The organism is Streptomyces sp. YKOK-I1 (genome assembly GCF_054660435.1).
In genome coordinates this window covers 2,412,489-2,434,179 of sequence record NZ_BAAGDR010000001.1, presented here as the reverse complement: position 1 = coordinate 2,434,179, position 21,691 = coordinate 2,412,489, and the positions used below count along the sequence as shown (strand labels likewise).

Sequence of the window (21,691 nt, the reverse complement as noted above, 5' to 3'; positions counted from 1 at the left end):
GGAAGGACGCTCCGTGGCACCCACGCACGGTTCCTTCGCACATCCCCTCACCCGTCGCGGACTGCTCGCTCTCGGCACCGCGACCCTGGGCGCCGCCTCCCTCGGCACGTCCGCCCACGCCACCGCCTCCTGGCCGGACGTCATCCCCCTGCCCGACGGCTTCCGCCCCGAGGGCATCGCCATCGGCCGCTCCCCTTACGCCTACCTCGGCTCCCTCGGTGACGGCTCCCTCTACCGCGCCGACCTGCGCACCGGCGAGGGCGCCGTCATCTCCACGGGCCCGGGCACCCCCTCCGTCGGCCTCAAACTCGACGACCGGGGGCGGCTGTTCGTCGCCGGACGCGACACCGGCGCCCGGGTCGTGGACGCGCGCAGCGGCGAGATCCTCGCCTCCTACCCGCTCGCCACCACCACCCCCACCTTCACCAACGACGTGTACCTGACTCCGCGCGCGGCCTGGTTCACCGACTCCTACCAGCCGGTTCTCCACGCCCTGCCGCTCGGCCGGCGCGGTGAACTCCCGGACGCCGCCGATGTCGTACGCCTCCCGCTGAGCGGCGACTGGACCCAGGTCGCCGACGGATCGGTGAACGCCAACGGCATCACCCGCACCCCCGACGGCTCGGCGCTCCTCGTCGTCCAGAGCGGCGTCGGCGGACTGCACCGCGTCGACCCGCGCACCGGCGTCACCACCCTGGTCGACCTCGGCGACGCGGCGCCCCTCACCAACGGCGACGGACTGCTGCGCACCGGGCGCACGCTGTACGTCGTCCAGAACCGGCAGAACGCCGTCGACGTGTTCACCCTGGCCGCCGACGGCCGCAGCGGTGCCTTCCAGCGCCGGATCACGGACGCCGACTTCGACGTGCCGACCACGGTCGCCGCCTTCGGGAACCGGCTCTACCTGCCCAACGCCCGCTTCACGACCACGCCGACGCCCGAGACGACGTACGCGATCGTCACCGTGCCGGCCTGACGGAAGGGGCGGTGCGTTCCAGGAAACGCACCGCCCCGATCACCACAGACTCGATCAGTCCTCCGACGAATCGTCGTCGCCCGGCGCATCTCCAGCCTCACCAGCCTCACCGGCCTCACCGCTCTCCCCGCTCGGCCGCGGCGGCCTCGGGGGACGGGTCCGCTCCCCGGGGTCCGGCGGACCGCCGCCGTCCCGGCGCCGCAGATAGCGCTCGAACTCACGGGCGATCGCCTCGCCCGAGGCCTCCGGCAGCTCCGCCGTGTCGCGGGCCTCCTCCAGCGTCTGGACGTACTCCGCGACCTCGCTGTCCTCCGCCGCCAGCTGGTCCACGCCCACCTGCCACGCCCGCGCGTCCTCGGGCAGCTCGCCCAGCGGGATCCGTACGTCGATCAGGTCCTCGAGCCGGTTGAGCAGGGCCAGCGTCGCCTTCGGGTTCGGCGGCTGGGAGACGTAGTGCGGTACGGCCGCCCAGAGCGACACCGCCGGCACGCCCGCGTGCGTGCACGCCTCCTGGAGCACGCCGACGATGCCCGTCGGGCCCTCGTACTTGGTCTCCTCCAGGTCCATCCGCCGCGCCAGATCGGCGTCGGACGTCGTCCCGCTGATCGGGACCGGACGGGTGTGCGGGGTGTCCCCGAGCAGGGCGCCCAGGATGACCACCAGTTCCACGCCCAGCTCGTGCGCGAAGCCGAGCAGCTCGTTGCAGAACGAGCGCCAGCGCATGGACGGTTCGATACCGCGCACGAGCACCAGGTCCCGCGGCTTCTCGCCGCCGACCCGCACCACGGACAGTCTCGTCGTGGGCCACGTGATCTTGCGCACCCCGCCGTCCATGAACACCGTGGGGCGGTTCACCTGGAAGTCGTAGTAGTCCTCGGCGTCCAGCGCCGCGAACACCTCGCCCTTCCACTCCCGCTCCAGATGCGCGACCGCGGTGGAGGCGGCGTCGCCGGCATCGTTCCAGCCCTCGAACGCGGCCACCATGACCGGGTCGATCAGCTCGGGAACCCCCTCGAGCTCGATCACCCAGCGCCTCCTTCCGACGTGCCCTCGCCTGACCACCCAACCTTACGGCGTTCCGCGGGGGCGCCCGCAGCCCCCTTGCACGGGGGAGTGAACGGATCACTGCCCCGTTCGCCACGCTCGAACACCCCGCGAGCACGGCCTTCAGAGCGTGGACCTCAGCCATTGCTCCACGCTCGCGATGTGCACCGTCGCCCAGGACCGGGCCGCCTCCGCGTCCCGGTCGCGCAGCGCCGCCAGGATCGCGCGGTGCTCACGCAGGGTCCCGGCGACCGCGTCCTCCTGGGTCAGCCCCCGCCAGATCCGCGCCCGGGTGGTCGGCCCCGACAGCCCGTCGAGCAGCGAGCACAGCACCGAGTTCCCCGCGCTCCGCACGATGCCCCGGTGGAACTCCAGGTCGCAGGCGACGAGCTCCTCCACCGACGGCGCGTCCCCCAGCTTGTCCAACTGGGCCTCCAGCGCGTCCAGTTGCTGCTCGCTGACCCGGAGCGCGGCCATCGCGGTCGCGGCCGGCTCCAGGATGCGGCGCACCGCGAGGAACTCCAGGACCGTGTCGTCGCGGTGGAAGTCGACGACGAACGACAGTGCCTCCAGGAGCAGTTGGGGATCGAGGCTGGTCACATAGGTGCCGTCGCCCTGCCGCACGTCCAGGATCCGGATCAGCGACAGGGCGCGCACCGCCTCCCGCAAGGAGTTGCGGGACAGGCCCAGTTCGGCGGCCAGCTCGCTCTCCTTCGGGAGCCGGTCGCCGGGGCGCAGCGCACCCGAGACGATCATGCCCTTGATCTTCTCGATCGCCTCGTCGGTGACTGCCACGACCGGCCTCCCTCTCATCCGCTTCCAGACATCGGATGTCTCGGCGTCATTATGGGCCAGATCACACCATCGCCTCCAGACCTGCGAGGACGGCCCGCTCGTCGAGCGTCGTCAGCGCACGGTCCCGCATCAGCACCCGCCCGTCCACGACCGTGTCCCGCACATCCGCCGAGTGCGCCGCGTACGCCAGCGTCGACCACGGGTCGTGCGCGGGACGCAGATGGGGCGCGTTCAGATCCAGCACGATCAGATCGGCCCGCTTGCCCGCCTCCAGGGACCCCAGCCGGTCCCCGAGCCCCAGAGCCCGTGCCCCCTCGGCCGTCGCCATCCGTACGGCCTGCTCGGCGCCGACCGCCGTGGGGTCGCCGCCCGCCTTGTGCACGAGCGCCGCCTGCCGCACCGCCCCCAGCACGTCCAGCGAGTTGGAGCTGACCGCCCCGTCCGTGCCCAGCCCCACGGTCACCCCGGCGCCGAGCAGCCTCGGCACCGGCGCGATCCCGCACCCCAGCTTCAGGTTCGACACCGGGCAGTGGGCGACGGCCGTACCCGTGCGGGCCATCGCCGCGATCTCCGGCCCGGTCAGGTCCACGGCGTGCGCGAGGAGCACATCGGGGCCGAGCAGCCCGAGCGAGTCCAGCAGCTCCACCGGCCGCCTGCCGTGCCGGACCTCGACGGTCGCCACCTCGGTCGCGTTCTCCGCCGCGTGGATGTGCACGAGCGCCCCGAACTCCCGCGCCAGCGCGAACACCTCGGTGAGCTGCCCGGGGGACAGGGTGTACGCCGAGTGCGCGAAGACCACCGGCCGGTACCCGCCCCGCGCCGCACCTCGCGCCTCCAGATCCCGCCGCGCCCAGTCCAGCCGCGCCCCGAAGTCCCTGCCGTCCGGCGGCTTTGGCACGTCCATGAAGGTCGGCCCGGTCAGCAGCCGCCAGCCCGCCGCGCGGGCCACCTCCTCGGCCGCCTCGTGGAACCAGTACATGTCCAGCGCCGAGGTCACCCCGGCCCGTACGCTCTCCGCGATCGCCAGCCCGACCGCCGCCGCCACGTTCTTCGGCTCCAGCAGCTCGGCCTCCCACCGCAGCACCCGCTCCAGGAACCCCTGGAGCGTGACGTCGTCGGCGCGGCCGCGCAGCAGGGTCATCGCGAGATGGGTGTGGGCGTTGATCAGCCCGGGCAGGACCAGACAGCCCTCGGCGTCGATCTCCTCGGCGGCCTGGAAGCGGGCCCTCACGTCGTCGGCCGCCCCCACGGCGACGATCTCCCCGTCGTGGATCGCGACGGCCCCGTCCCGCACGACCGTCCCGGCCTCGTCCACGGTGAGCACGTCACCGCCGTGCACCAGCAGATCGATGCTCACGCCGACTCGTCCTCCGCCAGCAGCCGCAGCGCCTCCAGCGACACCAGCGCGCCCCGCTCGACCCCGGCCGCGACGACGTCCCGGTGCGGGTTGTACCCACCTGTCGAAAAGGGAGACTCCTCGTCGACCAGCTCGTCGGCGTTGGCCCCGTCCACGACCAGCACACCGCCCGCCACCAGCCCGCGCAGCGAGGCCGTGACCAGCAGCGCCGACAGCTCCATCTCGATCGCCGCGAGCCCCGCGCCGTCGTAGGAGAAGAGCGGGAGGAGCCCCGGCTGGAAGGCCGCCCGGGTCCAGACGAGCCCCCGGTGGTGCGGGGCGCCCTGCTCGCGGGCCGCCCGCTGGAGCGCGAACACGGCCTCCGGGCTGGAGACCGCCGGGTACTCCGGCGGCAGCAACTGGTGCGTGACACCGTCGTCGCGGACGGCGGCCTCCGCGATGACCAGGTCGCCGTCGCCGATACCCGGCCTCATCGCACCCGCCGTACCGAACCGCAGGAAGACCCTCACCCCCGCGTCGGCCAGCTCCTGGAACAGCAGGATCGCTCCCGGCGCGCCCACCCCGTGCGAGGCGACGACCACCGGCACGCCCTTCCAGCTGCCGCGGAACACCCGGTACTCGCGGTGGTACGACACCTCCTCGGCGCCGTCGAGCAGCGCGGCGACGGCGGCGGCGCGTGCCGGGTCGCCGACGACCACCGCGTGCGCGGGCAGACCGGTGCGGGGGATACGGGTGATGGGCAGGAGGTCCTGCGTCATGAACGTGCTCCAGAGGGACGGGGGGTGCGACGGCGGCGGGCCGTCGTCAGGAAGAGGGCGCCGAGCGTGACGACGTACGGCGCGGCGTCGGTCGCCTGCTGCGGCAGGCCGAGGCCCTGGAGACGGAACCCGGCCGCCTCCGCGAGCCCGAACAGCAGCGCCGCGAGCAGCACTCCGAGCGGCGCGGCCCGGCCGAGCATGACGGCCACGACAGCGATCCAACCACGGCCGGCCGTCATGTTCTCGGTGAACAACGTGACGTTGCCGAGCGCGAGTTGGGCGCCGGCCAGCCCGCACAGCAGCCCGGACAGCAGGATCACGCCGTACTGGTACGTCGCCGGACGCACCCCGAGCGTGGCCGCCGCGTCGGGCGCCTCGCCGACCCCGCGCAGCCTCAGCCCCCACACATGCCGGGACAGCAGTAGCGCGGCCACCGCGACGGCCGCCCAGGAGAGGTAGGCGAGCGGGCTGAAGCCGCCGAGGAGCGGGAGCCCCTTCAGGGACGGGTCGTCGAAGGTGCCCTGCACCCCGAAGACCGTGCGCAGCAGGAAGCTGGTCAGACCGACGGCGAGGAGGTTCATGGCGATGCCGAGGACCACCGCGTCGCCCTTCAGCGTCACCGCGCCCACCGCCAGGACCAGCGAGTACGCCGCCGCCGCGAGGGCCGCAGCGAGCACGCCGAGCCAGGGGCTGCCGGTGAACCAGCTGGTGGCCACCGCGGTGAAGCAGCCGAGCAGCATCATGCCTTCGAGGCCGATGTTGAACACCCCGGCCCGCTCGCACAGGGCGCCGCCCAGCGCGGCCAGCAGGATCGGGGTCAGCGCGCGCAGCGCCGACATCAGAAGGTCGGGGTCGAGGAACATCAGACGGCCTCCCGCTTGCGGAACAGTCGGCGGGGGAACCGCAGCCGGGCCGCCAGGAACACGATCACGATGGCCTGGAGCACCTGCGTCAGCTCGCGCGGCACCTCGGTGGTCCGCTCCATCGCGAGCCCGCCGACCTGGAGGACGGCGAAGAAGAACGCGGCGATCACCGTGCCGAGCGGGGCCGCGCCGGCCAGCAGTGCCGCCGTCAGCCCGGTCCAGGTGTAGCCGGGCCCGGTCAGCGACCCGTCCACGAAGCGGTACGGGAAGCTCAGCACCCCGATGGCGCCGACCAGCCCCGCCAGGCCCCCGGAGACGGACATCAGCTTCAGGGTCAGGCTCCGGCGCTCGACACCGGCGTACGCGGAGAAACGCGCGTTGAGGCCCGTCATCCGGATCTCGTAGCCGAGGGCGGTGCGCCGGTCGGTGAACCAGTACGCGGCGGCGGCCAGCGCGACGAGGACCAGCCCGAGGGTGACCGTCGAGTCGCCGAACGCGGGCAGCGCCACCCCGTCCGGCAGGGCGCGCGTCTGCGGCAGGCTGGAGCCGGGCTCCTTGAGCGGGTAGCGGGCCAGGTAGGAGGCCAGCGACACCGCGGGGTAGCTCAGCAGCAGACTGCTGACCAGTAGCGGGACCCCGAGCCGGTTCTCGCACAAGGCTGCCAGGACCGCGTATCCGGCGCCCGCGGCCGTGCCCGCCAGCAGGGCCAGCACGACGGTGAGAGGCGCGGGCAGCGGGGAGTTGAGCCCGGTCACGGCGGCGGTGATCCCGCCGAGGACCAGCTGCCCGTCGCCGCCGAGGTTGATCAGCCCGGCCCGCAGCGGGACCGCCAGCGCGAGCGCCAGGCCGAGCACACTGGTGGTGGTCGTCAGGGTCGCGCCGATGCCGTCGCCGCCGAGCGCGCCGGTCACCACGGCCTCGTACGCGGTCAGCGGGTCCGCGCCGGTTCCGACGAGGAACAGCGCGCCGATGACCAGGCCCGCGAGCACGGAGAAGGTGAGCGGGGAGCGCAGCGCCCCCGCGAGGGATGTACGTGTCATGTCAGTCCGTGGCCTCCGCGGCTTCCGGGGCCGGGGCGGCGGCGCCCGCCATCGCCAGGCCCAGCGTCCGCTCGTCCGCCTCCTCCTTGGTGTACGACGCCGCGACACGGCCCTCGTACATCACCAGGACCCGGTCCGCGAGCCCCCGGATCTCGCTCAGCTCGGCCGAGACGAGCAGGACGGCGTGACCGGCGTCGCGGTGGGCGATCAGCTGGTCGTGGATGTTCTGGATGGCGCCGATGTCCACCCCGCGCGTGGGCTGCTCGACGAGCAGCAGCGGGGCGTCGTGGGCGAGCTCCCGCCCGATCAGCAGTTTCTGGAGGTTGCCGCCGGACAGCGCCGAGGCGGGCACCTCGGTGGTCGCCGCCTTGATCCCGAACCGCTCGACGAGCCCGCGGGCGTGCGCGCGGACGGCGGCGGGCGGCAGCAGCCCGCGGGAGGAGAGGGACGTACGGTGATGCCCCATCGCCAGGTTCTCCGCGACCGTCGCCGCCGACGCCGTACCGACCGCGTGGCGGTCCTCGGGGACGTAGGCGAGGCCCTTCGCCCGGCGTTCGGCGGCCGAGGCGTGGGTGATGTCCTCACCCTGGAGCGTGACCCGGCCGGCGGTGACCGGCCGCAGCCCGGCCAGCGCCCCGATCAGCTCGCTCTGTCCGTTGCCGGCCACCCCCGCGATGCCCACGATCTCCCCGGCGTGGACACGCAGGTCCACTCCGTGGACGGCGTCTGTGCCGAGGCCCTCGACGGAGAGGACGGCCTCGCCCGGTGCGCCGGGGGCGTGCACGCGGTCCAGTTCGACCGAGCGGCCGGTCATCGCGGCGGCGATCTCGTCGGCCGTCGTGTCCGCGGTGACCAGCCGGGCGACGACCCGGCCGTCCCGCAGGACCGTCACCCGGTCGGAGCCCTCCAGCACCTCACGCAGCTTGTGGGTGACGAGGACGACCGTACGGCCCTGCGCGGTCAGCGACTTGAGGACGGCGAACAGGGCGTCCGCCTCGGCCGGGGTGAGCACGGCCGTCGGCTCGTCGAGGATCAGCGTGCGCGCGCCCCGGTGCAGCAGCTTCAGGATCTCCACCCGCTGGCGCAGCCCGACCGGAAGCTCGCCGACCCGGGCGTCCGGGTCGACGGCCAGCCCGTGCTCCTCGGCCAGCTCGCGCACCCGGCGCCGCGCGGCGGCCCGGTCCAGCAGGCCGAAGCGGCGCGGCTCGGCGGCGTACACGACGTTCTCGGCGACCGTCAGCGAGTCGAACAGCTTGAAGCTCTGGTGGACCATGCCGAGCCCGGCGGCCATCGCGGCCGACGGGCTGGCGAAGGTCACGTCCCGCCCCTCGACACGGATCGTCCCGGCATCCGGGCGCTCCATGCCGTACAGGACCGACATCAGCGTGGACTTGCCCGCGCCGTTCTCGCCCATCAGGGCGTGGATCTCGCCCCGGCGGACGCTCAGGTCGACGGCGTCGTTGGCGAGCGTGCCGGGGAACCGCTTGGTGATTCCCCGGAGCTCGACGGCGAGCGCGGACTCAGGAGGCGGCGGGGTCATCGACCTTCAGCTCTCCGGACACGATCTGGTCGCGCAGCGCCTCGACCTTCGTCAGGACGTCCTTGTGGTCGGCGATCACGCACTGCGAGGAGTCGACGCCGTCCTCCAGACCGGTCAGGCTGATGCCGCCCTCCTTCAGGCCGTAGGAGACGGTCGTGCCCGTCTTGCCGCCCAGCACCGCCTCGATGCCCTTCTCGACGGCGACGTCCGTGCGCTTGATCACGTTGTCGACGACCGTGCCGGGCGCCGAGGGGCACTGGTTGACGTCCACGCCGTACGCGTACGCCCCCTTGGCCTTGGCGGCCTCGAAGACGCCGTAGTTGCCGGCCGCCGCGGCCGCCATGAGCTGGTCGTAGCCCTTGGAGAGCAGGGTGTTCGCCTGCTCCTTGGCGCGCGCCGAGTCGTCGAACGGCGACTGGCCGCCGACGAACCGGGTGGACGTCTCGGTCTTCGCGGCGACCTTCTTGGCACCGGCCGCGAACGGGTCGCTGTAGCGGCGGAACTGGGGCGTGTCGAGCACGTCCACCGCGCCCACCTTGCCGGACTTGCTGAGCAGACCCGCCTCGGCGCCCGCGAGGTAGACGCCCTCGTGCTCGCGGAACACCGCGCAACTGACGTTCTCGTAGGTCTTCGTGGTGCAGGCGTCGACGATGAGGAACTGCTGGTCCGGGTTCTTCTCGGCCTGCTGGGCGACGATGTCGGCGAACTCGAAGCCGACGAGGACGATGACGTCCGGCTCGGCGTCCACTGCGGCCTGCACGTTCTGCTGCTGGGAGGCGGTGTCGGTGGACTCGTACACCTTCTGCGTGCCGTCGTGGGCCTTCGCCGCGTCCTTGACGCCGGTCACGGCCAGCTTCAGGAACTCGTTCTGTCCGACGGCGTCCGGGGTGACGAGGGTGAACGACGTTCCGCCGCCGCCGCTCGCGCTGTCGGAGGCGTCGTTCTCGGCGGCGGCGTTGCACGCGGTGGCGGCGCCGACGAGAAGGGCGGTGGCGGCAACGGCCTGGAGGGTGCGACGGGTTCTGCGGGACATCGGGGGACCTTCCGGAGGTACGGCGAAAGCCACGCTCGGCGGTGAGCGGGTGAAGGGGGGAGAGCCTCAGAGGGGTGACGGGGCGCCGGGGGAGAGCCTCAGCGTCGACAGCCGTCGCCGGCACACCGGCCGAAGTCGAGGAAACGGCGCTGGGTGAGCATCAGCATCACGGGTCTCCTCCTTCGTCTCGGTCTGCGGACTGGGTGCTGGACTGTAACACCCGTTTCCAGACAGGTGTGCGACTGTCTCGAACTGTGGTTCTCCCAGGTCATGTACGGTGGCGGACACCACCGGATCATCAGGAGTGGCCGATATGTCCCAGGAACTGCGTGCTGTCGCCTGGACCGGAAACAGCCTCACGCTCATCGACCAGACGCTGCTGCCGCACCGCACCGAGACCGTGGATGTCCGCGATGTGGACACACTGGTGGACGCGATCCAGCGGCTCGTCGTGCGCGGCGCCCCCGCCATCGGCGCGGCCGGCGCCTACGGCGTCGCGCTCGCGATCCTCCAGGGGGAGCGCGAGGGCTGGACCGGGGCCGAGGTGCGCGCCGCCGTCGCGCGGGTGCGCGAGGCACGGCCCACCGCCGTGAACCTCATGGTGTGCGTCGACCGCGTCATGACCCGCTTCGACGAGGGCCTCGACGCGGTCCTCGCGGAGGCCGCCGCCGTCCAGCGCGAGGACGTCGAGGCCAACCGCGCGATGGGCGCGTTCGGCGCGGACTGGCTGCTGAAGCGGGTCGGCGAGGACCGGCCGCTGCGGATCCTCACCCACTGCAACACCGGCGCCCTCGCCACCGCCGGGTGGGGCACCGCCCTCGGCGTCATCCGCGAACTCCACGCCCGCGGCCGTGTCGAGGCCGTCTACGCCGACGAGACCCGCCCCCTCCTCCAGGGCTCCCGCCTCACCGCCTGGGAACTGGTCCAGGAGGGCATCCCGCACTACGTCCAGGCCGACGGGGCCGCCGCCGGCACCATCCTGCGCGGCGAGGTCGACGCGGCGATCGTCGGCGCCGACCGGATCGCCGCCAACGGCGACACCGCCAACAAGGTCGGCACCGTCGGCGTCGCCCTCGCCTGCGCCGACGCCGGCATACCGTTCCTGGTGGCGGCACCGACGACCACGGTGGACCTCGCCACCCCGGACGGCGACGCCATCCACATCGAACTGCGCGGCGAGGACGAGGTGCTGGAGTGGGCCGGGGTCCGCACGGCTCCGGCCGCGTCGCGGGGCCACAACCCCGCCTTCGACGTGACACCGGGGCGGCTGGTGACGGGTCTGGTCACCGAGCGGGGCGTGCTGGAGGTGGCGTCGGGCGAACTGCCCGGCGACCACCTGAAGTAGACGACGGAGGGACCCCCGCGATCGGGGGTCCCTCCGTTCGCGTCAGCGCTGCGACAGCTCCAACTCCAGCAGCCACTCCACGACTTCGGTGTGGTGCCGGGCCTGACGGGGATCGGCACCCCACACGTACAGGCCGTGCCCCGCGACCACCACGGCCGGCATCCGGGGGTTGCGCGCCTCCTCGAGGCGGTTTCCGAGCACCTTCATGTCCTGGCTGTTGGCGATGACGGGCAGCGTCACCTCCACGTCGTGCGCCGGCTGACCGACTCCCTTGAGCATCTCGACGTCCTTGAAGACGATCCCGCCCGGCTCACGCCGCCCCATGGCCACGGACGCGACCGTGTGCACATGCACCACGGCTCCGGCGCCCGTCAGCGCGGCGACCCGCGCGTGCAGCTCGGCCTCGGCCGACGGCCTGCCGCCCCGCACCGCCGCCCCCCGACCGTCCACCAGCACCACGTCCGCGGGCGTCAGTTCGCCCTTGTCGTGGCCGCTCGCGGTCACCGCGAGCCGCAGCGGGTCGCGGGAGAGCACCACGGAGAGGTTCCCCGAGGTGCCCCGCATCCAGCCGAAGGAGGCGAACCGGGCGGACTCGGCGGCGAGGACCGCGCCGGCCTCCTCCAGGTCGAGTGCGGAGATGTCGGTGCTCACGTGGTGCTCCTCGAAACGGTGATCTCGTCGAACGTCCCCGCCTCGGCGTGGTCGCCGACGCCCTGCTCGTAGTACGGCTCCCCGGGCCGCCGGATCCCGGCGGTGTGCCAGCCGGCCTCGCGGGCCGCGTCCAGCTCGCCCGGCCGGTCGGAGAGGAACAGCAGACGGTCCGGGGCGGTCCCGGTCGCCTCCGCGATCCGGCGGTACGACGCCGGCTCCTGCTTGGGTCCCGCGTTCTCGGTGTCGTACAGCCCCGACACGAGCCGCGTGAGGTCGCCCTCCGGGCTGTGGGTGAACCACGCCCGCTGCGCCGACACCGAGCCGGAGGAGTAGACGTACAGCCCGAGCCCCGCCGTGTGCCAGGCGCGCAGCGCCGGGACGACGTCGTCGTAGAAGTGCGAGACGAGGTCGCCGCGGGCGAACCCCTCGGACCAGACGATGCCCTGAAGGGTCTTCAGCGGGGTCGCCTTGCGGTCGTCGTCCAGCCAGGCGTTCAGGGTCTTCTCGACGGCCGCGGCGTCGGCCTCCGGTTCCCCGGTCAGCTCCCGCACCTGGGCGATCGCCCGCGCCACCGCGGGCTCGGCGGACCGCTCGGTGAGCAGCTCGGCGAACCGGGCACGGGAGTACGGGTACAGCACGTCGACGACGAAGCCCGTGGCGCTCGTGGTGCCCTCGATGTCGAGCACCACGGCGGCCACCTCGAAGCGCGGGTCGTGCAGGGTCACGCCGCGCCCTTGTCGGCCTCGTACCCGGCGGCGATCGTGTCGTAGTCCGGGAAGCGCGCGGAGATCGGGGAACCGGTGAAGTTGCCGATCCAGCCGTCCTCCTCGTGGAAGAAGCGGATCGCGGTGAAGGACGGCTTCGTGCCCATGTCGAACCAGTGGGTGGTGCCGCGCGGCACGCCCAGCAGGTCGCCCTTCTCGCAGTAGACCGCGTGCACCTCGCCGTTCACGTGCAGATAGAAGATGCCGGAGCCGGAGACGAAGAAGCGGACCTCGTCATCGTCGTCGTGCGTGTGCTCCTGGAGGAACTTCTCGCGGGCGGCCTTCGCCTTCACCGGGTACTCGGGGTCGTCACCGGGGTGCAGACCGAGGACGTCGACGGTGGTGAAGCCCTCCTCGGCGTTCAGCTTCTCGATCTCCGGGCCGTACGCGGCGAACACCGTCTCGCTGTCGGCGTCGACCGGGACGTCCTCGCGGACCGGCCACTGCTCGTAGCGCACACCCAGCGGCGCGAGCGCCTCGGCGATCTCTGCGGGGTCGGAGGTGCGGCGGACCAGGGTCTCCGGGCCGGACTCGGCCCAGCTCGTCAGCAGCGTCATGGGGGCAACTCCAGGAGTCTGGAAGGGATGTCCGGATACCGAGACGGAATCGGACGCGTTTTTCGGGGAAGCGGAGAGGAGGGCGGCGGCGGTGGAGCGTCGCTCAGCCGCGACACGGCGCGCCGGGACAGCGCCGCATGCGGGGCATGCGCTGCGCGTTCACGCGTCGGGTCGTCATTTCGTGATGGTAACGCGCCGAGGTGAGGACACCGCCTGTGATGATTTCGATGTCTCACACAATGAGATTCAGTGTCCGTCTCTTTGACTGCTGGCTGAAAACGTTCTCATGATCTGCATATGAAGACGCTGCTGCTCGTGCGGCGGCTGTACGTGGACCTGCTCCGGTCGACCACGGCCAGCTGTCGCTGACCCCTCCCGGAGCCCTGACGCGCCCGCGTTCCGCCGGGCGTTCCCCGCCGTCCGCACGGTGGCCCATTGCCGTCCCCTGCTCCGGGCTCACGCATTCCCGTCACACCCCCGCGCACCACCCCCGCACCTGGAGCACACCCATGTCCCGCACCCGTCTGCCCCTCGCCGCGCTCTCGCTGGCCTCCGTCTCCGCCCTCGTCCTGTCGGGCTGCTCGCAGTCCTCCGACGCCTCGGACTCCCAGGACTCCGGCAACACCGCGGCCTCCGCCTCCGCCGCCACCGGCAAGAAGCCCGCCCCCTTCAGCAAGGGCACGGTCAAGGTCGCCCTGGTCCGGCAGAGCGGTGCCGGCGACTACTTCGAGCAGTGGGGCAACGGCGCCAAGGCCCAGGCCAAGGCCCTCGGCATCGACCTCACCGTGTACGACGCCCAGGCCGACAACGCCAAGCAGGCCACCGACCTGTCCTCGGCGATCAACTCCGGCGCCCAGGCGATCATCATCGACCACGGCTTCCCGGCGACCATCCAGCCCGAGATCGACAAGGCCGTGAAGAAGGGCGTCAAGGTCGTCGTCTACGACGTCGAGACCTCCACGAAGGGGGTCGTCTCCACCAAGCAGGACGACGCGAGCATGGCCAAGGCCGTCCTCGACGTGATGGCGAAGGAGGTCGGCAAGGACGCCAAGGTCGGCTACGTCAACGTCGCCGGCTACGCCGCCCTCGACAAGCGCGACACCGTCTGGAAGTCCACCGTGACCTCCGAGGGCTGGAAGCAGCAGTTCAAGGTCGGCAAGGTCACCGACTCCACGGCCACCGACAACGTTCCCCTGGTCTCCGCCGCGCTCACCCAGCACTCCGACGTGGCCGGCGTCTTCGCCCCCTACGACGAGCTCGCCAAGGGCACCGTCCTCGCCGTGCAGAACAAGAAGCTCCAGGACAAGGTGAAGGTCTTCGGCGCGGACGTCTCCAACGCCGACATCCAGCAGATGACCGCCACCGACAGCCCCTGGGTCGCGACCGCCGGCACCGACCCCTCCGCCGTCGGCGCGGCCGTCGTCCGCACCACCGCGCTGGAGCTGGCCGGACAGCTGAACAAGACCTCCGTCGAGTTCCCGGCCGTCGCCATCACCCAGGACTTCCTGCGCGAGAAGAAGATCGCCAACATGGACGAACTCCGCGAGGCGCTGCCCGCGCTCAACCTGTCGGAGGTCTCGACCGCGGACTGGATCTCGAATGTCGCCCACTGAGACACCGGCGGTCGCGCTCACCGACGTCAGCATGGCGTTCGGCGGAAAGACCGTCCTCGCCTCGGTCTCGCTGGACATCGCCCCGGGCAGCGTGGTCGCGCTGCTCGGCGCGAACGGCGCCGGCAAGTCCACCCTGATCAAGATCCTTTCGGGTGTGCACACCGACCACGGAGGTCAGGTGCGGGTCGCCGGGGAGCCCGCAGCTCTCCAGTCGCCGCTCGCCGCCCGCCAGTTGGGCATCCAGACCGTCCACCAGCGGATCGGCGAGGGCATCGTGCCCGGCCTCGGCGTCGCCGAGAACCTGGTCTTCGAGGAACTCGCCCAGCGGCGCGGCAACCCCTTCCTCGGCGGCCGCGCCACCCTCGCCCGCGCCCGGGAGATCCAGGCCGGCCTCGGCCTGGACTGGAGCGACGCCGTACTGAAGCAGGACGTCACCGAACTCGGCATCTCCGACCGGCAGTTGCTGATCCTCGCACGTGCCCTGGCCACCCGGCCCCGGCTGCTCATCCTCGACGAGCCGACCTCCGCGCTCTCCGCCGCCGAGGCGGAGCGCCTCTTCGCGCTCATCCGCAGGATGCGCGAGGACGGCATCGCCGTGCTCTACGTCTCCCACCGCCTCGGTGAGATCGACGCGCTCGCCGACCGGCTGGTCGTCCTGCGCGACGGGCTCCTCACCGAGGACCAGGCCCGGCCGTTCGACTGGGACGCCGCCCTGCGCGCGATGCTCGCCCAGGCCCAGGAGGCGGCCACCGCCCGCCCGGTCCGCGAGGGCGAGCGGGGCGAGACCGTGCTCTCCCTGCGCGGGGTGCGCCTCCTCGACGGCCGGGCGCCCCTGGACCTCGATCTGCGCACCGGGGAAGTCACCGGAGTCGTCGGCCTGCTGGGCGCCGGCAAGACCGAACTGGCCCGCGGCCTCTTCGGCGCCGAACCCTTCACCACCGGCACGGTCGAACTGGCCGGCACGGCCTACACCCCGCGCCGCCCCGCCGACGCCATCCGGGCCGGCGTCCATCTGGTCCCCGAGGACCGGCACGCCGACGCCCTCGTGCCCGGCTGGTCGATCGCGCAGAACGTCTCCCTGCCGTTCCTGAAGTCCCTCTCCCGCGCCGGCCTGGTCCAGCGGTCCAGGGAGGACGCCCTCGGCCGGGCCACCGTCGACGCCCTCGGAGTCGTCACCCGCGACGAGCACAGCACCGTCGAGGAGCTGTCCGGCGGCAACCAGCAGAAGGTCGTCGTCGGCCGCTGGCTCGCCGAGACCCCGCGTGTCCTCATCCTGGACGAGCCGTTCCGGGGAGTGGACATCGGCGCCCGCCGCGACATCGGCCGCCGGGCCCGGGCGCTCGCCGCCGAGGGCGCCGCCGTCCTCGTCCTGTCCGCCGACGTCGACGAGGTCCTCGAGATCGCCGACCGGGTCGTCGTCCTAGCCGCCGGCGAGATCCACCTCGACGCCCACGGCGAGGACGCCGAGCGCGACCTAGTCATCCAGACCATCTCGGCGTCCGTCTGACGCCGGCCCGCCCCACGAAGTCCCGGGAAAGCACCCCATGACCACCACCCAGAGCACCGAGGCCCCGGCGAAGGCGGCGACCCCGCCCGCCCCCGGCACCGCCCTGCGCGTCCAGAACGCCGTCATCAAGTACGGGTTCCTCTTCGTCACGGTCGCGCTCTTCCTGTACTTCGCGCTGACCGAGGGCTCCTTCCGCGAGTCGGCCACCCTCCTCGACACCCTGCGGTACGTCTCCGTCGCCGCGATCCTCGGCCTCGGCGTCACCCTCACCATGGCCGTCGGCGGAATGGACATGTCCGTCGGCGCCGTCGCCGGCCTCGGCGTCTCCGTCGCCGCCCAGACCATGGTCGTCCACAACCAGGTCGGCACGGTCGCGATCCTCGCCGTCCTCGTCGCGGGCGCCCTCGCCGGACTGCTCAACGCGCTGCTGATCGTCGTCCTGAAGATCCCCGACATGCTCGCCACCCTCGGCACCATGTTCGTCATCCAGGGCAGCAAGCTGATCCTCGTCGACGGCCAGTCGATCACCCCCGGCATGACCCTGGACGACGGCTCCACCGCCCCCGGAAAGTTCACCGACGGCTTCCTGAAGATCGACCGCGGCACGGTCCTCGGCGTCCCGATCTCCGTGCTGATCTTCGGCGCGCTCACCGTCGCCGCCTGGGTCTTCCTCGCCCGCACCCGCTGGGGCCGGATCCTGTACGCCATCGGCGCCAACCCCGAGGCCTCCCGCCTCGCCGGCATCCGCGTCGGCGCCTACCGCGCCCTGGCCTACGTCGTCTCCGGCGTCCTCGCCTCCGTCGGCGGACTGATCCTCGCCTCCCGCATCGGCCAGGGCGATGTGTCGGCGGGCACCTCCCAGCTGCTGGAAGCGGTGGCCGTGGCACTGGTCGGCACCTCCGTGCTCGGCCGGGGCCGCCCCAATGTGTGGGGCACCGCGCTCGGCGCCGTCCTGATCGGCATCATCACCACCGGCCTCACCATCAAGGGCCTGCCGTACTACACCCAGGACGTCGTCGAGGGCGCGGTCCTCATCCTCGCCCTGGTCTTCAGCTTCACCCTGTCCAAGCGCCGCACCGCATAAGGGAGTTCACCGACCATGGGCTACCGCGTCCTGGAGACCGACGACATCCCGGCGTACCTGCGCGAGCGGGGACACTGGCCGGACGGCGAGGAGATCACCGTCCGGGAGGTGTCCGACGGCAACATCAACCGCGTCTTCCTCGCCTCCAACGCCGACGGCACCCGCAGCCTCGCCCTCAAGCAGGCCCTGCCCTGGGTCCGGGTCGCCGGCCCCTCCTGGCCGCTCAGCCCCGACCGCGCCGACGCCGAGGCCCGCGCCTACGAGCAGGTCGCCAGGGTCGCCCCCGACAAGATCCCCGCGATCCACGGCTACGACCCCGAGCACCACGCCCTCGTCATGGAGGACCTCTCCGACCTGGAGGTCCTGCGCACCGCCCTCAACGAGGGCGCCCCGTACGGCCCGCACACCTCCGCCCGCATCGGTGAGTTCGTCGCCCAGCTCACCTTCGCCACCAGCGACTTCGGCATGTCCTCCGCCGACCGCAAGGCCCTGCTCGCCGTCTCGGTGAACCCCGAGCTGTGCAAGATCACCGAGGATGTCGTCCTCTCCGAGCCCTACATCGAACACGAGCACAACCACTGGCACCCGGACCTCGACGACCTGGCCGCCGCCTTCCGCGCCGACGCCCGGCTGCGCACCGAGGTCGCCGACCTCCGGCACACCTTCATGACCGGCGCCCAGGCCCTCCTCCACGGCGACCTGCACACCGGCAGCGTCATGGTGGGCGAGCGCGAAGGCGCCCCCGTGGTGCGGGTGTTCGACCCCGAGTTCTCCTTCGTCGGGCCGATCGGCTACGACCTCGGCCTGTACTGGGCCAACGCCCTGGTCTCGGAGCAGCGGGCACGGGCCCTCGGCACGCTGTCCGACCACGCCGGACAGCTCCGGCTGTCCTGGGAGGCGTTCGAGACGGAGTTCCGCCGGCGGTGGCCGGCCCGTGTCGACACCTTCTTCGACGACGCCTACCTCGACCGCTTCCTGCGCCGCGTGTGGACGGACGCGGTCGGCTTCGCCGGCACGGAGATCGTCCGCCGGATCATCGGCTTCGCCCACCTCACCGACCTCACGACCCTGCCGGACCCGGCCTCGGCATCCCGGCGCACCCTGCTCCTCGGCCGTGAACTGATCGTGCGGCGCGGGGAACTGACGGATGCGGCGGCCGTGCGGGCGGTGGTCGAGTCGCTGGGCTGAGCGAGGCCGAACGAGGTCACTCCCCGTCGAACCACTCCTTACCGGCCGCCCAGTGCGCGACCCAGCCGGAGAAACCCGGCGCGGAGGTGGTGTGACCGAACTCCGCGCCGAAGGGAAGCGCGCCCACGTCGGTCACCTGCCAGATCTGACCGCGGTGGGGGCCGGTGACGACGAGGTGCCAGTTCATGGCGCACCCGTCCGTCCCGAGCACGATCGAGCCGTGGTCGTGCACCTGCTCGATGACGGCCTCCGGGTCGTCGTACGGCCCGTCGTCGTCCTCCCACACCCACATCTCGGTGAGCGGGAACGGCAGGCCCGGCTTCCGCCGCTCCCCGCCGCCCCAGTCCGACGGCACCTCGGCGAGCCCCACCAGCCCGTACTCCGGCGGCCCCTGGTACGAGCCGTCCGATATCTCCGCCACGAACGTCCGGTACGGCTCCGGCAGCACCACCCCGTGCTCCCCCTCGAAGGCGTGCACCGCCTCCCAGCCCAGCGCCGACGCGCCGCCGTCGTCCACGGCGAAGGCCGCCCGCAGGGCCGCCAGTTCGACGGGATCCGCCTGTTCGGTGTTCATACGTCCATGGAAGCACCCGGCACTGACAACGGGTCCCGCGCATACGCCGCCCGGTCCCGGGCGTCCCCCGCGAGATACGACTGCAGCCGGACGTGCCGGAACTCGAAGTACGCCCCCGACTGCCGCAGCACCCCGCGCCGATGGGCGTCGTCCAGGAAGGCCATCAGCCGCCACGGCATCCGCCCGCTCACCGCCAGCCAGACCCGGGCGACGGTGAACCGGCCCCACGCGCTCAGCGCGAGCGCCGCCGTGCCCAGCGGCAGCCACAACTGCGTCCCGATGTGCACCAGCCCGCCCCAGTCGCCCGGCAGCGCCACCACCGGCACGCACACCAGCGCCACCAGCAGCGCGACGACCGCGCCCCGGGTGAAGGACGCCGCCCGGTCGGTGGCGAGCGACGAGGCGGGACCGGTGGCCCGCATGATGTCCGAGGGCACGCTCAGCGCCCGGTACACACCCCGCACACACACCCGCCGACCACCCCGATCAGCACCCCGGCGGCCACGAACGGCGGCAGACAGCGCGCCAGCAGCCCCGCCGCAGGCCCCTCCGTGAGCCAGGCCCGGCCCGGTTCCGGCAGCACGGACCCCAGGTTCGCCGCGTACGCCACCGTCGGCGGGGTCCGCCCGGGCAGCGCGAGCCGGACCGCCACCGCGCCGCCCCGAGACTCGAACACCGTGTGCCGCGACACGAACGGCACACAACGGCGGTCGCGCAGCAGCGGCATCGCACAGTCGGGCGGCCGCACCCCGGCGGGGTAGGCGACCGGCCGGGCGCCATGGCCGGGGAACAGCAGCGTGCCGCGCTGCTCCCGCCCGGTGGCCGCGCTGCGCACCCCGTGCCGTTCCGCATAGCTCCACCCGCCGCGCTCGGCGCCCGGCAGCCCGCTCGCGGTACCGGACTTGAGCACGGTCACGCCCACCGCGGCCAGCCCGGCCGCCGTGCAGGAGACGACCCCGATCAGCATGGCCACCGCCGTACCGCGCAGCAGACCCGCGGCGAACCGCCCGGCGACCCGGCCGGCCCGGGGCGGGCGGCCCCCGTCCTGCCCGGCCGGGCGGCCCCCGCTCAGCAGCAGCGCAGCCCCCGTGCCGGCACAGGTGACCCCGATCAGCACGGTCCAGGGACTGCCGGACCGGCCCAGCAGCGCGGCGCCGGCCGCCACCGTCCCGCCCACCAGCAGGGCCGCGCCGCAGATCCGGGCCGCCGCCCGCCCCGCCGCGCCGCTCCAGGGCAGACCGAGCGGCACCGGCCGGCGCGGCAGCCCCGCGATGCCGAAGAACAGGGTGAACAGCAGCGAGAACAGACAGCCGCCCAGCAGATCGGGCACCCAGCCGTCGGTCACCCCGCCGAAGCGGAACCCGAACCGCAGATCGTCGGCCGCCGCGAAACCCGCCCAGAGCATCGCGGAGGCCGCCGCCGTCACCAGCGTCTGACGCGCCAGGAGCCGCGGGCCGGGCCGGCCCCGGCCCGTCGGCAGCAGACACAGCACCCCGATCGCGAACCCCAGCGTCTGCCCCGCCAGCGTTGCGGCCAGGGACACGGCGTCCTCCACGCCCGCCAGATCACGGGCGGCCCGCGCCAGCGCGACCGGCAGCAGCAGCACGGACAGCAGGGCCATCGCCAGCACCCCCGGCGCGTACACCGGCAGCGCGCGCGGCAGCAGCGACTCCAGCTCCCACCAGGCGAGCCGGCCCGTGCCACGGCGGTGCAGCTCCCGCGCCAGCAGGGTGAGCCGGCGCACCGCGTCCGCCGTCACGCCCGGTCCCGCGTCGGTGAACGCGGCCGGCACGAACGCGCCGAGCAGATGCTCCTCGACCGCGTCGGCCGTGGGAAAGCGCCGCGGGTCCAGCAGCTCGGACGGGTCCCGGGAGGTGTCGCCGTAGACCGCGCGGGCCAGCGCCACCATCAGCGGGGTGGTGAGCGCCGTCGCGAGGGGAAGCCGGGGCCGCCGGGCCAGTTCCCGCAGCACCGGCGTCCACACCGTGCACGGCTCCTCGCCCACCGGGTACAACGGGCGGGCCGTGCGCTCCAGATGGGCCGCCGCCCGGTCGAGGCCGAGCGGCAGGAGCTCGACCACCTCGGCCGCCGTGAGCACATCGCCCTCGGCGACCGCCGCCGCCCAGGCGTCGCTGCGGCTGGTGACCACCAACGGCAGAGCGACGTCGAGTTCGGCGTTGACCCGCCGTACGGCATCCCCGTACGCGGACCGCGCCAGCTCGTCGAAGCCGTCCAGGACCGGCAGCACCAGCCCCGCGTCCAGCAGGGCGCGCGCCAGGGTGCGCCGGCCGTCGGCCGGGCCCGCCAGCGGCCGGTAGTCGGCGGCCAGCCGGTCCGCGAGCCAGTCCCGCAGCCCCGTGCGCACCGGGTCCCAGCCGGCCAGCGGGAAGATCACCGGCACCGGTCCGCCGGCCCGGCGCGCGGCCAGCCGGTCCAGCACGAACCGCACCGCCAGCACGCTCTTGCCCAACCCCGGCCCGCCCAGCACCACCACCCGCCGGCCGGGCAGCCGCGCGAACGAGCCGGCCGTCTCCCCGGCCTCGCCCTCCCGGGGCGCGGGCAGCGACTCCACCCGACGGATGTTCTCCGGATGGTCCGCCAGGCGGCGGTCGGCCGGACGCCAGCTCACCTCGAGCGGCACCGGGTCCTGCAACCGCCGTAACCGCGCCTCCGCCGCCCACTGCTCCCCGACCGCCTCGGCCAGCGCGTCGGCGGCCCGGCGCCGCTCCTCGTGCGGCGAGCCGTACACCGGGTCGGCGTCCCCGCGCAGGACGTCGGCCAGCAGCGCCGCCACCGACACGAACGCGCCGATGGCCGAGATCAGTACGCCCGCGGTCGCGGCGTTGTCCGACCAGAACCGCAGGACCGCCGCGAGCGCCGCGAGCGCCCCCGCGCACACGGCGAATCCCATCCGCCGGCGCACCCGCGCCCTGTGCCATCCTCCGCTCATCCGACCCCCCGTTGTGCCGTCTCCGTGGTGCAGAGAGACCCGTTCTAGCGGC

Annotated in this window: 20 protein-coding genes; 6 read left to right on the top strand and 14 right to left on the bottom strand. The window is 73.1% G+C overall.

All coding sequences use genetic code 11. The annotated features are described in order from the left end of the window. The first annotated feature begins 13 nt into the window (after positions 1-13). Positions 14-976 carry an SMP-30/gluconolactonase/LRE family protein gene (locus tag ACYQ8Q_RS10295; protein WP_460063816.1) on the top strand — a complete coding sequence of 321 codons (963 nt, stop codon included), beginning with the start codon at positions 14-16 and terminating at the stop codon, positions 974-976. A gap of 54 nt (positions 977-1,030) precedes the next feature. Here ACYQ8Q_RS10295 and ACYQ8Q_RS10290 read toward each other — a convergent pair whose 3' ends face one another. From ACYQ8Q_RS10290 to ACYQ8Q_RS10255, 8 genes are all read right to left on the bottom strand, one after another. Next, positions 1,031-2,002 (bottom strand): PAC2 family protein, encoded by a 972-nt coding sequence (locus tag ACYQ8Q_RS10290; protein WP_460063814.1) that lies wholly within the window; start codon positions 2,000-2,002, stop codon positions 1,031-1,033. 141 nt (positions 2,003-2,143) lie between these two features. Continuing rightward, a complete protein-coding gene (locus tag ACYQ8Q_RS10285; RefSeq protein ID WP_460063813.1) occupies positions 2,144-2,815 on the bottom strand; it encodes a FadR/GntR family transcriptional regulator in 672 nt (223 codons plus the stop codon). A gap of 61 nt (positions 2,816-2,876) precedes the next feature. Continuing rightward, on the bottom strand, positions 2,877-4,172 hold the full coding sequence (locus ACYQ8Q_RS10280) for an amidohydrolase (RefSeq protein ID WP_460063811.1): 1,296 nt from the start codon (positions 4,170-4,172) through the stop codon (positions 2,877-2,879). After that, complete coding sequence (locus ACYQ8Q_RS10275; protein ID WP_460063809.1) at positions 4,169-4,930, bottom strand: nucleoside phosphorylase; 762 nt, start codon at positions 4,928-4,930, stop codon at positions 4,169-4,171. Before ACYQ8Q_RS10275 ends, ACYQ8Q_RS10280 begins: the two co-directional genes overlap by 4 nt. Next, on the bottom strand, positions 4,927-5,793 hold the full coding sequence (locus ACYQ8Q_RS10270; RefSeq protein ID WP_460063808.1) for an ABC transporter permease: 867 nt from the start codon (positions 5,791-5,793) through the stop codon (positions 4,927-4,929). The genes ACYQ8Q_RS10275 and ACYQ8Q_RS10270 overlap by 4 nt, the downstream gene beginning before the upstream one ends. Next, positions 5,793-6,833 (bottom strand): ABC transporter permease, encoded by a 1,041-nt coding sequence (locus ACYQ8Q_RS10265; RefSeq protein ID WP_460063806.1) that lies wholly within the window; start codon positions 6,831-6,833, stop codon positions 5,793-5,795. The genes ACYQ8Q_RS10270 and ACYQ8Q_RS10265 overlap by 1 nt, the downstream gene beginning before the upstream one ends. A 1-nt stretch (position 6,834) precedes the next feature. Next, positions 6,835-8,373: an ABC transporter ATP-binding protein gene (locus tag ACYQ8Q_RS10260; protein WP_460063805.1), complete on the bottom strand. Its 1,539-nt coding sequence runs from the start codon at positions 8,371-8,373 to the stop codon at positions 6,835-6,837. Beyond that, positions 8,354-9,406 carry a BMP family ABC transporter substrate-binding protein gene (locus tag ACYQ8Q_RS10255; RefSeq protein ID WP_460063802.1) on the bottom strand — a complete coding sequence of 351 codons (1,053 nt, stop codon included), beginning with the start codon at positions 9,404-9,406 and terminating at the stop codon, positions 8,354-8,356. Before ACYQ8Q_RS10255 ends, ACYQ8Q_RS10260 begins: the two co-directional genes overlap by 20 nt. A 313-nt stretch (positions 9,407-9,719) precedes the next feature. On the opposite strand from ACYQ8Q_RS10255, the gene mtnA reads away from it, so the two are divergent. Next, positions 9,720-10,751, top strand: a complete 1,032-nt coding sequence (gene mtnA, locus ACYQ8Q_RS10250; RefSeq protein WP_460063801.1) for an S-methyl-5-thioribose-1-phosphate isomerase — start codon at positions 9,720-9,722, stop codon at positions 10,749-10,751. A gap of 42 nt (positions 10,752-10,793) precedes the next feature. Here the strand turns inward: mtnA and mtnB are convergent, their stop codons facing one another. The 3 genes from mtnB to ACYQ8Q_RS10235 are packed head-to-tail and all read right to left on the bottom strand — an operon-like array spanning position 10,794 to position 12,723. Then, on the bottom strand, positions 10,794-11,402 hold the full coding sequence (gene mtnB / locus ACYQ8Q_RS10245; RefSeq protein WP_460063800.1) for a methylthioribulose 1-phosphate dehydratase: 609 nt from the start codon (positions 11,400-11,402) through the stop codon (positions 10,794-10,796). After that, positions 11,399-12,127 carry an acireductone synthase gene (gene mtnC, locus ACYQ8Q_RS10240; RefSeq protein WP_460063799.1) on the bottom strand — a complete coding sequence of 243 codons (729 nt, stop codon included), beginning with the start codon at positions 12,125-12,127 and terminating at the stop codon, positions 11,399-11,401. Before mtnC ends, mtnB begins: the two co-directional genes overlap by 4 nt. Further along, positions 12,124-12,723 carry a 1,2-dihydroxy-3-keto-5-methylthiopentene dioxygenase gene (locus ACYQ8Q_RS10235; RefSeq protein ID WP_460063796.1) on the bottom strand — a complete coding sequence of 200 codons (600 nt, stop codon included), beginning with the start codon at positions 12,721-12,723 and terminating at the stop codon, positions 12,124-12,126. The genes mtnC and ACYQ8Q_RS10235 overlap by 4 nt, the downstream gene beginning before the upstream one ends. Positions 12,724-13,232: 509 nt before the next feature. On the opposite strand from ACYQ8Q_RS10235, the gene ACYQ8Q_RS10230 reads away from it, so the two are divergent. The 4 genes from ACYQ8Q_RS10230 to mtnK are packed head-to-tail and all read left to right on the top strand — an operon-like array spanning position 13,233 to position 18,115. Next, positions 13,233-14,336, top strand: a complete 1,104-nt coding sequence (locus ACYQ8Q_RS10230; protein WP_460063794.1) for a substrate-binding domain-containing protein — start codon at positions 13,233-13,235, stop codon at positions 14,334-14,336. Next, positions 14,323-15,843 carry a sugar ABC transporter ATP-binding protein gene (locus ACYQ8Q_RS10225; protein ID WP_460063792.1) on the top strand — a complete coding sequence of 507 codons (1,521 nt, stop codon included), beginning with the start codon at positions 14,323-14,325 and terminating at the stop codon, positions 15,841-15,843. Before ACYQ8Q_RS10230 ends, ACYQ8Q_RS10225 begins: the two co-directional genes overlap by 14 nt. 37 nt (positions 15,844-15,880) lie before the next feature. Beyond that, entirely contained in the window at positions 15,881-16,927 is a 1,047-nt protein-coding gene (locus tag ACYQ8Q_RS10220; RefSeq protein ID WP_460063789.1) for an ABC transporter permease, read from the top strand. Positions 16,928-16,942: 15 nt separating this feature from the next. After that, complete coding sequence (gene mtnK, locus ACYQ8Q_RS10215) at positions 16,943-18,115, top strand: S-methyl-5-thioribose kinase (RefSeq protein ID WP_460063787.1); 1,173 nt, start codon at positions 16,943-16,945, stop codon at positions 18,113-18,115. A gap of 16 nt (positions 18,116-18,131) precedes the next feature. Here mtnK and ACYQ8Q_RS10210 read toward each other — a convergent pair whose 3' ends face one another. From ACYQ8Q_RS10210 to ACYQ8Q_RS10200, 3 genes are read right to left on the bottom strand one after another with little or no spacing between them, the layout of a single operon-like run. Beyond that, positions 18,132-18,689 (bottom strand): SMI1/KNR4 family protein, encoded by a 558-nt coding sequence (locus ACYQ8Q_RS10210; RefSeq protein ID WP_460063785.1) that lies wholly within the window; start codon positions 18,687-18,689, stop codon positions 18,132-18,134. Further along, complete coding sequence (locus tag ACYQ8Q_RS10205) at positions 18,686-19,126, bottom strand: hypothetical protein (protein WP_460063783.1); 441 nt, start codon at positions 19,124-19,126, stop codon at positions 18,686-18,688. Before ACYQ8Q_RS10205 ends, ACYQ8Q_RS10210 begins: the two co-directional genes overlap by 4 nt. A gap of 2 nt (positions 19,127-19,128) precedes the next feature. After that, positions 19,129-21,600: an NACHT domain-containing protein gene (locus ACYQ8Q_RS10200; RefSeq protein ID WP_460063781.1), complete on the bottom strand. Its 2,472-nt coding sequence runs from the start codon at positions 21,598-21,600 to the stop codon at positions 19,129-19,131. Between the last annotated feature and the right edge of the window lie 91 nt (positions 21,601-21,691).

What these genes read in the sequence shown, in the direction of transcription:
- ACYQ8Q_RS10275 (WP_460063809.1), bottom strand. Translation starts at nt 4,930, where the DNA reads ATGACGCAGGACCTCCTGCCCATCACCCGTATCCCCCGCACCGGTCTG.
- ACYQ8Q_RS10270 (WP_460063808.1), bottom strand. Translation starts at nt 5,793, where the DNA reads ATGTTCCTCGACCCCGACCTTCTGATGTCGGCGCTGCGCGCGCTGACC.
- ACYQ8Q_RS10265 (WP_460063806.1), bottom strand. Translation starts at nt 6,833, where the DNA reads ATGACACGTACATCCCTCGCGGGGGCGCTGCGCTCCCCGCTCACCTTC.
- ACYQ8Q_RS10260 (WP_460063805.1), bottom strand. Translation starts at nt 8,373, where the DNA reads ATGACCCCGCCGCCTCCTGAGTCCGCGCTCGCCGTCGAGCTCCGGGGA.
- ACYQ8Q_RS10255 (WP_460063802.1), bottom strand. Translation starts at nt 9,406, where the DNA reads ATGTCCCGCAGAACCCGTCGCACCCTCCAGGCCGTTGCCGCCACCGCC.
- mtnA (WP_460063801.1), top strand. Translation starts at nt 9,720, where the DNA reads ATGTCCCAGGAACTGCGTGCTGTCGCCTGGACCGGAAACAGCCTCACG.
- ACYQ8Q_RS10235 (WP_460063796.1), bottom strand. Translation starts at nt 12,723, where the DNA reads ATGACGCTGCTGACGAGCTGGGCCGAGTCCGGCCCGGAGACCCTGGTC.
- ACYQ8Q_RS10230 (WP_460063794.1), top strand. Translation starts at nt 13,233, where the DNA reads ATGTCCCGCACCCGTCTGCCCCTCGCCGCGCTCTCGCTGGCCTCCGTC.
- ACYQ8Q_RS10225 (WP_460063792.1), top strand. Translation starts at nt 14,323, where the DNA reads ATGTCGCCCACTGAGACACCGGCGGTCGCGCTCACCGACGTCAGCATG.
- ACYQ8Q_RS10220 (WP_460063789.1), top strand. Translation starts at nt 15,881, where the DNA reads ATGACCACCACCCAGAGCACCGAGGCCCCGGCGAAGGCGGCGACCCCG.
- mtnK (WP_460063787.1), top strand. Translation starts at nt 16,943, where the DNA reads ATGGGCTACCGCGTCCTGGAGACCGACGACATCCCGGCGTACCTGCGC.
- ACYQ8Q_RS10210 (WP_460063785.1), bottom strand. Translation starts at nt 18,689, where the DNA reads ATGAACACCGAACAGGCGGATCCCGTCGAACTGGCGGCCCTGCGGGCG.
- ACYQ8Q_RS10200 (WP_460063781.1), bottom strand. Translation starts at nt 21,600, where the DNA reads ATGGGATTCGCCGTGTGCGCGGGGGCGCTCGCGGCGCTCGCGGCGGTC.